The sequence below is a fragment of the Kribbella sp. HUAS MG21 genome (genome assembly GCF_040254265.1).
In the GTDB taxonomy this organism is placed as follows: Bacteria; Actinomycetota; Actinomycetes; order Propionibacteriales; family Kribbellaceae; genus Kribbella.
The window spans coordinates 1,960,940-1,972,816 of record NZ_CP158165.1; the positions used below are offsets into that span (position 1 = coordinate 1,960,940).

Consider the following 11,877-nt stretch of genomic DNA (forward strand, 5'->3'; position numbering starts at 1 on the left):
TCGGTAGTTGCCATGAGCACTGACGGGGTCGGCGGATTCGTGTCCATGCCTAGAACATGCCGTTGTTCGGTCGCTCCCGGACACATCGGAAGATCCCTGTGGACAAAGGGCTGTCGGGTTTCCGTCAGCAGCGGGAACCCGCCACGACGAGCCCGCGACCAAGCCGCCGGGAAAGGTTACGGTTCCTTTCGAAGCGTCTTTAACTAAATTTCACCGGACCGCTTCCGCCCCATCGCTCCGGAGGAACCTGATGAGTCGATTGCGCATGCTCGCCGCCACCGCCACCGTCGCGGCCACCGCCCTGATCACCGCCGCCGGCGTCTCCCTGGCGAGCCCCGGCACCACCGCAGCAGACAACGCCGTCACCGCGCCGCAGGCGACCAGCGGCGGCGTCAAGACGGCGTACTTCACCCAGTGGGGGATCTACGCCAACGCCTTCTACCCGAAGAACCTGGTCACCACCGGCGCCGGCGCGAAGCTGGACTTCCTGAACTACGCCTTCGCCAACATCCACCCGACCGACCACACCTGCTTCATGGCCAACAAGGCCGCGTCGCAGGACGAGAACAACCCGAACGCCGGCGACGGCGCCGGTGACGCGTTCGCCGACTACGGGAAGTCGTACGGCGCCGACATCAGCGTCGACGGCGTCGGCGACGTCTGGAACCAGCCGATCCAGGGCAACTTCAACCAGCTCAAGAAGCTCAAGGCGAAGTACCCGAACCTGAAGATCCTGATCTCGATCGGCGGCTGGACGTACTCGAAGTACTTCTCCGACGCGGCCGCGACCGACGCGAAGCGCAAGACCTTCGTCAGCTCCTGCGTGAACATGTTCCTCAAAGGCGACCTGCCGATGATCGACGGCTTCGGCGGCCCCGGTTCGGCGGCCGGCATCTTCGACGGGATCGACATCGACTGGGAGTACCCGGGCTCGCCGAACGGCCACGTCGGCAACCACTACAGCCCCGCCGACAAGCAGAACTTCACCCTGCTGCTGGCCGAGTTCCGCGCGCAGCTCGACGCGTACGGCGGCCAGACCGGCAAGAAGTACTACCTGACCGCGGCGACCCCGGCCGGCCAGGACAAGATCGCCACGATCGAGACCGACAAGATCGGGCAGTACCTCGACTACAACAACGTGATGACGTACGACATGCACGGCGGCTGGGAGGCCACCGGGCCGACGAACTTCCAGGACCCGCTCTACACGGCGCCGAACGATCCCAGCAACCCGATCCCACCGGGTCAGGGCAAGTACTCCGTCGACGCTGCGGTGAAGGCGTGGACGACGGGTGACCCGGCGTACGGCATCCCCGGCGGGTTCCCGGCGAACAAGCTGACGATCGGATATCCCTTCTACTACAGGGGATGGAAGGGTGTGCCGGCAACCGCCAACGGCAAGTACCAACCGGCGACGGGACCTGCCGACGGGCATGCGATGAGCGGCAACGTGCCGGGGGTCTCGTTCTACAAGGAGCTTGTCGGCTTCGTGGACAACCCGTCGGCGACGTACTTCGACGACGTCACGAAGTCCTCGTGGTTCTACCGTGACGGCACGTTCTGGTCCGGTGACAACGCCCAGTCGATCAAGGCCAAGGCCGACTACCAGCACTGCAACGGACTGGCCGGCGCGATGATGTACTCGCTCGAGGCCCTGGACCCGAACGTCACCCTCTTCAACCACGTGGTCAACGCGGTCAACGCCGACACCCCCGGCTGCAGCGGCCCACCCACCACGCCGCCCACCACACCGCCGACGACGCCGCCCACCACTCCGCCCGGCACGGCCACCCCGTGGGCGCCGAACACGGCGTACGCGACCGGTGCGCTCGTCACCTACGCCGGCGTCACCTACAAGTGCATCCAGGCTCACACCTCGCTCACCGGCTGGGAGCCGCCGAACGTCCCCGCACTCTGGGGCCGGGTCTGATCACGTACCGCCCACTGATCGGAGCATCATGAAACGACGCATCACTCTGGCGCTGGCAGCCGTCACCGCGGTGGTCTTCGCGCTGCTGAGCGCACAGGCAGCCAACGCGGCGAGTGTCACCGCCACCTTCACCAAAGTGTCCGACTGGGGCAGCGGCTTCGAGGGGAAGGTGACCGTCACCAACGGCACCACCAGCTCTCTCAGCACCTGGTCGGTCGCGCTGGACTTCCCGTCCGGCTACACCGTCAGCAGCAGCTGGGACGCCACCCGCACCAGCAGCGGCCAGACGCACACCTTCACCCCGCCGAGCTGGGCAGGCCCACTCGCACCGGGTGCCACCGTCACCTTCGGGTTCAACGGCACCCCGGGCAACTTCCCCGGCCTCGCCGCCTGCCGTCTGAACGGCGGCTCGTGCTCAGGTGGCGGTGGCGGCACCGTCCCCGCCGCACCCACAGGTCTCTCCGGTACGTCGTCCGCGTCGTCGGTGAGCCTCACGTGGTCGGCCGCGTCCGGTGCGACCAGCTACAACGTCTACCGCAACGGTACAAAGGTCGGCAGCCCGACGGGTACGTCGTACACCGACTCCGGCCTGGCCGCGAACACGTCGTACAGCTATCAGGTCAGTGCTTCGAACAGCGCCGGGGAAGGCCCGAAGAGCGGCAGCATCTCCGTGAAGACCGGCACCGGTGGCGGGAACACCGGCACCAAGCAGGCCGCGCCGTACCTCTACATGGGCTGGGGCGACCCGCCGAGCCCGGCGACCGTGATGAACGCGACCGGCATCAAGTGGTTCACGATGGCGTTCATCCTGTCGTCCGGCGGCTGCAACCCGGCCTGGGACGGCAGCCGCCCGCTGCAGGGCAGCGCGGACGCCAACGCGATCGCCCAGATCCGCGCGGCCGGCGGCGACATCGTGCCGTCGATCGGCGGCTGGAGCGGCAACAAGCTCGGTCCGAACTGCAGTACGCCGGAAGCGCTCGCCGGCGCGTACCAGCAGGTGATCAACGCCTACAACCTGAAGGCGATCGACGTCGACATCGAGAACTCCGACGAGTTCGAGAACGAGGTCGTCCAGGACCGGATCCTGAACGCGCTGAAGATCGTCAAGCAGAACAACCCCGGGATCACCACGATCCTGACCTTCGGCACCACGACGACCGGTCCGAACTTCTGGGGCAACCGCCTGATCGACCGGTCGAAGGCACTCGGCGCCAACATCGACATCTTCACGCTGATGCCGTTCGACTTCGGCAGCTCGAACATCTACAACGACACGGTCGCCGCGTCCCAGGGCCTGAACAACAAGCTGAAGGCCACCTTCGGCTGGTCCACCGCGGAGGCCTACGCGCACCAGGGCATCTCCGGCATGAACGGCCTGTCCGACCAGCAGGAGATGACCACCACCGCCACCTGGCAGAACATCACCAACTGGGCGAAGAGCAACGGGCTCAGCCGGCTGGCGTTCTGGTCGGTCAACCGCGACCGCGGCTGCCCAGGCGGCGGCGTGGTGTCCAACTGCAGTGGCATCGCCCAGAACGACTGGGACTTCACCCGCATCACCGCGGGCTTCTGACACACCCAGCGGTACGGCGGGACGCTCAGACGTCCCGCCGTACCCGCCGCGAGACGTTTCAGCCGGCCTTGATCGCCTGGATGATGAGGCCGTTGCGGGCGTTCTGGCCGAGCGGCACCGACGGGTGCAGGCCGTCGCGGAGCAGGCGGCCCAGCCGGTTCGGGCTGGAGGCCAGGTGCTCGGCCCAGTGCACGATCCGCAGGTTGTCGTAGCGGCGCTGCGCCTCGGCGAGCTGCAGGTTGATCCAGGCGCTGTTGCGCTGGTCAGCGACCTTGACGTCCGGGCCGTGCGCCGTACGCGCCGCCTGCACGTTGACCCAGTAGACGATCCGCTCCTCTCCGACGATGCGCATGGTCCGCTCGACCTGCGCCTCGACCGCGGGCGGCGTGAAGATGTCGTTGGAGCCGACCGACATCAGGATCCGGTGCGGCAGGCCGTACTCCTGGGCCCAGGTGTCCAGCGCGTCGACCGCGGGCGTGACCGGCCGGCCGGCCCAGTTGTGGACGGCGATGCTGATCCCGAGCTGGCTCAGCTGCCGGGCCAGCGCCGGGCCGTCCTGGACGCCGATGCTGTCGCCGAACATGAAGACGCCGTCGGTCTCCCGGGTCCGGCGGATCTGCGCCTCGTTCGAGATCGCGCGCGCCTGGCGCTCCCAGGAGCCGAGCACGCCCGACCCGTAAGCGCCCAGCGAGACGAGGTTCGCCGCGGTCGCCGACGGCGAGCCGGTGACCGCCTCGGCAGCGCTGGCCGCAACCGTCGACGCAGCCGCCGCGGTCCCGGCCGCGAACAGCAGCCGGCGACTCGGCCGGAACGATCCCAGACGCTTCCTCACGGAGGAAAGAGTGCGGGGGAAAGCCCTCTCTCTGCAAGTCGACACCGGAAATTGGGACGAACACTACGAAAGTCGCGGTCAGCTGGTCGTCACCGGACGCGATCGGACGAACGTCCGGAAACGCTCGGCCGCGGGCGTCAGCGGCGTGCTCAGCCGCCACGCCATGCCGATCTCCCGCCGCGACCGGACGCCGGCCAGCGGAACGGAGACCGCCCCGCTGTCGTTCCCCCGGACCGCACCCGCCGGCAGGATCGCCACGCCGAGGCCCGCGCCGACCAGGCTGTCGATCGTCGCGAGGTCGGTCGCCTCGAACGCCAGCCGCGGGCTGAACCCCGCCGCCTCGCACAGCCGGTCGGTCACCCGCCGGAACCCGAACCCCGGCTGCAGCCCGACGAACGGCTCGTCCCGCGCCGCCTCCAGCTCCACGCGGTGCCGGGAGGCCAGCGCGTGGCCGGGCGGCACGTGCAGCCGGAGCCGCTGCCGCTCCAGCAGGTGCCAGCCGAACTGGGCCGGGTCCGGCCGCGGCGAGACGATCGCGATCTCGGCCTCCCCACTCTCGAGGTCCTGGACGATGTCGTGCGCCGGCTCTTGCCGCAGGGCGAAGGCGATGTTCGGCGCCACCGCCCGGAAGGCCTTCAGCAGGTCCGGCATCAGGCTGGTCGCCACCGAGTGGAGGAACGCGAGCCGCACCGTCCCGGACTCCGGATCGAGCAGCGCGTCGATGCGACGCTGCGCCGTGTCCACCGCCGCGGTCCCGGCGCGGGCCGCCTCCAGAACCAGACGGCCGTACGGATTCAGCCGTACGCCGCGCCGCTCCCGCTCGAACAGCGGCACCCCGAATGCCCGCTCGACGCGCTGCAGCGACCGGGTCAGGTTCGGCTGGCTGGTGCCCAGCGCGGCAGCCGCCGCGGTGAGGTGCTCGGTCTCCGCGAGTACGACGAACCACCGCAGGTCCTCGACATGCATACAGAAAGCGTATCGATTTCTCCCGAAATCGACATTTTACGCATTGCCCCAGGCGTGCGACCGTCGAAGACATGCACCAGTCCGTCGCCCACCAGACCGGCTACCTCCCCGGCGACCCGGAGTACCGCAAGCTCTCGATCTCGCTGTTCGCGGCCGGACTGGCGACGTTCGCCCTGCTCTACAGCACGCAGCCGTTGCTGCCCGAGCTCGTCGACGCGTTCCACGTCTCCCCCAGCCAGAGCGCGTTCAGCGTGTCGTTCGCCACCTTCGGCCTGGGCTTGGCGTTGCTCGTCGCGGGACCGGCGTCGGAGGTTCTCGGGCGGACCAATCTGATGCGCTGGTCGGTCGCAGCGACCTCGGTCTTCGCACTGCTCAGCGCGTTCGCGCCGAGCTGGCACCTGTTGCTGGGTCTGCGAGGGCTCCAGGGCATCGCGATGGCCGGGCTCCCAGCCGTTGCCATGGCGTACCTGCGCGAGGAGGTCCACCACGACAGCCACGCACGGGCCAGCGGCCTCTACATCGCCGGTACGGCGGTCGGCGGTATGGCGGGACGCCTGATCGCCGGCGGATTGGCCGACCTCGGCGGCTGGCGCTTCGCGACCGCCGGGATCGCTGTGGTCGGACTCCTCTGCGCCGCGGTGGTGTGGCTGTTGCTGCCCGCCTCGCGGAACTTCCGCCCGAGCCCGGCGCGGCCGCGCGACCTGTTCCGGGTACTACGGGATCCCGCGTTGCTGGCGCTCTACGGGATCGCCGCCACAGCGGTCGGCGCCTTCGTCGCTGTCTACAACGGCGCTGTGTTCCGGCTGTCGGGTTCGCCGTACGAGCTGAGCGCCGGGGCGGCAGGGCTCGTCTTCTGTGTGTATCTCCTCGGCTCAGCGGGCTCGGCAACCGCTGGAACGCTGGCGGACCGCTACGGGCGGCGGGCTGTGGTGCCGATCGGCTGCCTGATCACTCTCGCCGGTGTGGCGATCACCCTGGCCGCGCCGCTGCCGCTGATCGTGCTGGGCCTGGCGGTGATGACGGCGGGGTTCTTCGCGGTCCACGGCGTGGCCAGTGGCTGGGTGCCTGCGCGGGCGCATGCGAGCGGGGTCGGAACCGGGCAGGCGTCGAGCATGTACCTGTTCGCGTTCTACCTGGGCTCCTCGGTCTTCGGAGGCCTGGCGGGTACGGCGTGGAGCCACGCGCAGTGGATCGGCGTCGCCGCAGAGGCGGGCGTGCTGTTCGTCGTCACGCTGGTACTCGCTCTGCTGCTCAGGAACGTTCCCAGCAAGGTGCAAAACTAGCCAGGTGACCAAAGCGACTGACGCGGCCGACCAACTGGGACTGACCTACGAGGTGACCCGGCACGGCCGGGTGAACTCGTTGGAGGAGGCCGCCGCCGCGCGCGGTATCGAACCGGCGCGGTTGATCAAGACGATCGTGGTCCGGCTGGCCGACGACGACTACCGCTTCGTCCTGGTGCCGGGCGACCGCGAGATCGCCTGGCCCAAGCTGCGGACGCTGCTCGGCGTCAACCGGATCTCGATGCCCGACAAGGACACGGCCTTCGACGTCACCGGCTACGTCCGCGGGACGATCACGCCGCTCGGGAGCACGCACGCCTGGCCGGTGATCGCGGACGAGCGGATCACCGGCACCATCTCGATCGGCGGCGGGGACCACGGCGTCGGCATCACCGTGGACGCCCAGGCGCTGGCCAAGGCGCTCAACGCCACCGTGGCCGACGTGACGGACTAGACAAGCAGGCCCTGCTGGCCGGCGCGGAGACCGGCCTGGAAGCGGGTGGTGGCGTCCAGAGCCCTGAGGATGCGCTGCATGCGGCGTTCGACGGTGCGCTGGGCCACGCCCAGGCGGCGGGCGATGGCCTGGTCGGTGAGGCCGGCAGCGGCCAGGGACAGGAGCTGCTGGTCCTCGGCCGACAGCGGCCCCTCGGACACCGAAGGGGTCAGAGGGCTGGCCTGCTGCCACAGGAGGTCGAAGAGCCGCACCAACGCGTCCAGAAGGCTCGACGGACCCAGCTCCACCACCACCTCCGAGGCGGTCGGCAGCAGCGCAGTACGGCGGTCCACGACGACCAGCTGGAGCGGTACGTCGCGTAGCATCCGGCAGCAGCCCGCGGACCGCGCCGCGAGCAGGTCAGCGGGCTCGGACAGCGACGCCATGTCGTAGATCGTCCGGTAGGAGACCCCAGGCGTACGACGCGGCTCGACCAGCAACCGGTCCAGCACCAGTACCTCGTCCTGCGCGCACTGCTGCGCCTGGTGGAACCGCTGCGCGATCGCCTCCGGCCCTCGGATCACCGTGAACGCGTCCGGCGCCCGGAACTCGGCCGTCAGCATCGCGGCCCCCAGCCGGGCCTCCACGATCGCCGCCTGTTTCCGCAGCGCCAGGAGCTCGACCGCAGCCTCCGGTACGGCGGGCAGGTAGCGGGCCGGACGGCCTGGCGTCCGGGACGCCAGGCCGAGCGACAGCAAGGACTTGAGGTGCCGGCCGACGCGGTTGGCCGGCCAGTCGACGAAGGCGGCCAGGTCGGTCGCCGTGGATTCCGGGCGGGCCAGAAGCGCCCGGTAGAGCTGCTCGTCCTCCGAGCAGACACCGAGCGCCTCCAGCACCGGAGCGGGTCGGTAGCTGTGCATGATCAGGGCAGCGAGTGCACGTGGCCGCCGACCTGGGTCGCGAACTGGTTGCCGTTCGAGGCGTCCCAGTTCGTCGACCAGGTCATCGCACCGCGCAGCGACGGCCACGGGGAGCTCGGCTTGTAGGTGCCGCAACTGGTGCCCTTGGTGAGGCAGTCCAGTGCGGCGATGGCGACCGACGGGGCGACGTACCCGCTCCCGGCGGCCCTGGTCGACGCCGGCAGGCCGAGGCCGACCTGGTCGGGTCGCAGCCCGTTCTGCAGCATGATGCAGGCCTGGGCGGTGATGAAGTCGACCGAGCCCTGCGAGTACACCCGGCCGTCGCAGCCGTTCATCGAGCCCGAGTTGTAGTACTGCACGTTGACGATCGTCAGGATGTCCTTGATCGCCAGCGCCAGCTTGAAGTACTCGAACGACGTGCTCTGCATGTCGATCGTCTGCGGCGCCATGGTGATCACCAGCCCGCTGCCGAACGAGCTGTGCAGGCTGCGCAGCGCCTGTCCCATGTACTGCGCGTTGACCCCGTTCTCCAGGTCGATGTCGATCCCGTCGAACCCGTACTCGCGCAGTACCGAGAGCGCGCTCGACGCGAAGTTGGCCGCGGCCGTCGCGTCACCGACCGAGATGGTGCCGTTCTGGCCGCCGACGGACAGAATGACCTTCTTCCCGGCCGCCTGCTTCGCGGCGATGTCCGCCTTGAACTGCGCGACCGTGTACCCACCGAGCCCGGCGCTGTCCAGGGTGAACGTGATGCCGCCCGGCCTCGACGGGTCCGCGTCCGCGAAGGCGACCGCGATCAGGTCGTACGCCGCCGGCACGTCGGAGATCTTCTGCACCGTGGCGCCGTTGTTGAAGTTCTGCCAGTACCCGGTCAGCACATGCGCCGGCAGGCTCCCGGCCGGCGGGTTGGTGCCGCCCTCGGACGTCGTCCCGGACACGGCAGGGCCGTACGGCGAGCAGTTGCCGCTCGGGTCGCACGCGCGGATCTTGAACGAGTACGTCGTCGCAGCGGACAGCCCGGTCGCGGTCCAGCTGGTCACGTCGCCGACGCTCTGCGCGGCCCCGGTCCCGCGGACGACGTCGTAGTGGTCGATCCCGTTCGCGTCCGACGCGGCGGACCAGGACAGCTTCAGCGAGCTCGAGGTCGGGCTGCCGACCGTCAGGCCACCCGGTGTCGACGGCGGCGTGGTGTCCGGAGCGCCGCCGGGACCGTCGAGCACGACGTCGTCGACCTGGTACGCCGGCAGCGCGTACCAGCTGTGGACGTAGATCGTGACCGACGTCGAGGCGCCCGTGGTGAACGGGACCGTCAACTGGCTCCACCCGGAACTGGTTGTCCACGTACTGGGACCACCATCCACTCCGAGGTAGACGTTCGATCCCTTCACCCAGGCCGACAGCGTGTACGCCGTATTGGGCTGGACCACTATCGACTGGGAACAGCGCGCGATGTCATTCCCGCTCGGCGTGGCCTGCAGGGCGTACGAGCCCGAGTGCGGAGCCGAGGTAGTGACCGCGCCGGCGGGGCAGGACCAGCCGGAGAGCGTGCCGGACTCGAAGCCGGCGTTCGTGACGAGATTGGTGGCCGCGGAGGCGGAACCGGGGACCAGGAAGGCCATGACTACGGCGAGCAGGCTGAGCAGGACCGCTGCCTGGGGGCGGTGTGCAGGCAGTTTCATGCCTTACAACCTGTGACCAGGCAATTACATTGTCAAGACCCTGCATAAAGTGAGAACGCTCCCACGCGCAGAAAAGCGAGAATCTTTACCGTTACTTGGCAACCCCGGGAAAGGCGACGGCCCCCGGCGGGGGGGTGACCGGGGGCCGTCTTCGGCCACGGGCTCGGGGGGAGGAGCCGGGGGCCGTTCAGGAGGCGACAGTCTGCCACTGTCAGGGGGTATGTACCCCCCAAGTTCAGGTTTCACACATCTCAGTTGAGTTTCACCCGATGTGTTCACCCGAGCGCCAGTTGCACCCGATCAGGCGCTTCCAGCCAGTGTCACTGTCACACTGCTCACCAGTCTAACGGGATACCGGCCCACGCAAAAGCCCGGGTCCCCCGGCGTTTCTCCCGGCTGCCTATCCTCGACTGCATGGCGTACTCCGGGAAGGGCAAAGCGGCCGCGTTCTTCGATCTGGACAAGACCATTATCGCCCGCTCGAGCACGCTGGCCTTCTCCCGGCCGTTCTACGCCGGCGGGCTGATCAACCGCCGGACCGTGCTGCGCAGCGCGTACGCCCAGTTCGTCTACCTGCTCGGCGGCGCCGACCACGACCAGATGGAGCGGATGCGCGAGTACCTCTCCGCGATGTGCACCGGCTGGGACGTCTCGACCGTGCAGGCGATCGTTGCCGACACCCTCGACCACATCGTCCGGCCGATGATCCACACCGAGGCGGTGGAGCTGATCGAGCAGCACCACGCCGCCGGCCGGGACGTGGTGATCGTGTCGTCGTCCGGCGCCGAGGTGGTGGAGCCGATCGGGGAAATGCTCGGCGCCGACCGGGTGATCGCGACCCGGATGGTCGTTGCTGACGGCAAGTACACGGGCGAGATCGCCGAGTATGCCTACGGTCCGTACAAGGCAACCGCCATCGAGGCGCTGGCCGCGGCCGAGGGTTACGACCTCGCGGCCAGCTACGGCTACTCGGACTCGATCACCGACGAGCCGATGCTCGCCGCCGTGGGACACCCCTACGCGGTCAACCCGGACAAGGCGTTGCGGCGGGTCGCGACCGAGCGCGGCTGGCCGGTACTGGCGTTCGCCGAGCCCGCTCAGCGGCTCGGTTTCCCGCGCGTACGGCGACCCGCGATGGCCGTCGGCGTGGTCGCGGCCGCGGTCGCCGGGGCGCTGCTGCTGGCCTCCCGCCGTCGCGCCCGGGCGAGCTGAAAGCTGAAGTCGACTTCATTCTTCTCAACTCCATGAACACGCGGCATCCCCTTCACAGAAAGGGGTTTCAGGAGTACAAAGGAATCAACAAAGAGCCCTCGGGCTCGGTAGAGATTGCACGAAACCCAGGCACCCACGCGGCGACCAGCCCATCCCAAAGGGGCAGCGCGACCCAGGCCTCGTCCTGTGGCGGCAAACCGGTGCACGCATGGTAACCAGGGCGACGTGCCAGCGACGGCGCTCTCCCCGTGAGAGCGCCGTTCGCATGTCAGGACGATGCCAGCGGGGACAGCTCGGCACCTTTTGTCACGACCTCGCAGGACCGCAGCAACCAGTCACGGACCCCGGTCAGCCCTCGCGCTGTGTAGTCGGTGAGGCCGGTCGCATAGCTCGCCTGCAACACATAGTGACCACCCTCAGGGACCGTGACCGCGACCGGGTCGATGCCCCGAGCAACCAAGAGGCAGCGCTCGGCGGCCCGCGCGACCAGGCCGTTGGCGACCGGGAACGGGCGCAGCACCGCGAGCTCGGCGTGCACGATCGCCGCGACGACCAGGCCGGGGGCTTTCGTCGGGCGGGTCAGGTTCTGCGCTAGAGCGCTCAGCCGCTCCCACAGCTCGTCGGCGGGCGGCGCGGGCGGCAGGCCCGGGATGTCGTCCGGGATCGGCTCGGCGGCGGTCCGCACGTGGCCGAGCTGCTCGGCCGGGGCCAGGTCCGCCGCGGCCAACTGGTGCAGTCTGGTCCAGACCTGCACGGGCGCCTTGTCGACCTGCTGGGCGAGCGTCATCAGCTCGCCGGTCATCCGCACCGCGCCGGAGACGAGGCCGTCGGTTTCTCCCCGCCGTACCTCGTCCAGCGCGGCCGTGCTGCCGGCCAGCGCGGCGGACGCGTGCGCGCCGCGCAGCAGCGCCTCGGCGGTCATGTCCGAGCCGACCCGGCGCAGCCCGCGGTCCCGCAGCAGTACGTCGACCGCGTCCCGGGCCGCCTGCGCCGCCGACCCGACCCCTTCCAGGCCAGCCAGCGGCTCGAACACATCAGTACTCATGCCC

The 11,877-nt window shown here is 69.3% G+C and carries 10 protein-coding genes; 5 read left to right on the forward strand and 5 right to left on the reverse strand.

The window, feature by feature from the left end:
* Positions 1–250: 250 nt before the first annotated feature.
* Complete coding sequence (locus tag ABN611_RS09325; protein ID WP_350279410.1) at positions 251–1,930, forward strand: glycosyl hydrolase family 18 protein; 1,680 nt, start codon at positions 251–253, stop codon at positions 1,928–1,930.
* 28 nt (positions 1,931–1,958) lie between these two features.
* Entirely contained in the window at positions 1,959–3,503 is a 1,545-nt protein-coding gene (locus ABN611_RS09330; protein WP_350279411.1) for a cellulose binding domain-containing protein, read from the forward strand.
* A 58-nt stretch (positions 3,504–3,561) separates the two neighbouring features.
* Here ABN611_RS09330 and ABN611_RS09335 read toward each other — a convergent pair whose 3' ends face one another.
* Entirely contained in the window at positions 3,562–4,335 is a 774-nt protein-coding gene (locus ABN611_RS09335; RefSeq protein WP_350279412.1) for a hypothetical protein, read from the reverse strand.
* 78 nt (positions 4,336–4,413) lie between these two features.
* Positions 4,414–5,301: a LysR family transcriptional regulator gene (locus ABN611_RS09340; RefSeq protein ID WP_350279413.1), complete on the reverse strand. Its 888-nt coding sequence runs from the start codon at positions 5,299–5,301 to the stop codon at positions 4,414–4,416.
* A gap of 71 nt (positions 5,302–5,372) precedes the next feature.
* On the opposite strand from ABN611_RS09340, the gene ABN611_RS09345 reads away from it, so the two are divergent.
* Both ABN611_RS09345 and ABN611_RS09350 read left to right on the forward strand, forming a co-directional pair.
* Positions 5,373–6,584, forward strand: coding sequence for an MFS transporter (locus ABN611_RS09345; protein WP_350279414.1), 1,212 nt, complete (start codon positions 5,373–5,375; stop codon positions 6,582–6,584).
* Positions 6,585–6,588: 4 nt separating this feature from the next.
* The gene (locus ABN611_RS09350; protein WP_350279415.1) at positions 6,589–7,038 is read left to right on the forward strand and encodes a YbaK/EbsC family protein; all 450 of its coding nucleotides are present in this window, start codon (positions 6,589–6,591) and stop codon (positions 7,036–7,038) included.
* Here ABN611_RS09350 and ABN611_RS09355 read toward each other — a convergent pair.
* A complete protein-coding gene (locus ABN611_RS09355) occupies positions 7,035–7,937 on the reverse strand; it encodes a helix-turn-helix domain-containing protein (protein WP_350279416.1) in 903 nt (300 codons plus the stop codon). The genes ABN611_RS09350 and ABN611_RS09355 overlap by 4 nt on opposite strands.
* A gap of 2 nt (positions 7,938–7,939) precedes the next feature.
* Positions 7,940–9,616 carry a glycoside hydrolase family 18 protein gene (locus tag ABN611_RS09360; RefSeq protein WP_350279417.1) on the reverse strand — a complete coding sequence of 559 codons (1,677 nt, stop codon included), beginning with the start codon at positions 9,614–9,616 and terminating at the stop codon, positions 7,940–7,942.
* 414 nt (positions 9,617–10,030) lie between these two features.
* On the opposite strand from ABN611_RS09360, the gene ABN611_RS09365 reads away from it, so the two are divergent.
* Positions 10,031–10,828 carry an HAD-IB family hydrolase gene (locus ABN611_RS09365; protein WP_350279418.1) on the forward strand — a complete coding sequence of 266 codons (798 nt, stop codon included), beginning with the start codon at positions 10,031–10,033 and terminating at the stop codon, positions 10,826–10,828.
* Between the two features lie 268 nt (positions 10,829–11,096).
* Here ABN611_RS09365 and ABN611_RS09370 read toward each other — a convergent pair whose 3' ends face one another.
* Positions 11,097–11,873 carry a Fic family protein gene (locus ABN611_RS09370; protein ID WP_350279419.1) on the reverse strand — a complete coding sequence of 259 codons (777 nt, stop codon included), beginning with the start codon at positions 11,871–11,873 and terminating at the stop codon, positions 11,097–11,099.
* Positions 11,874–11,877 lie beyond the last annotated feature (4 nt).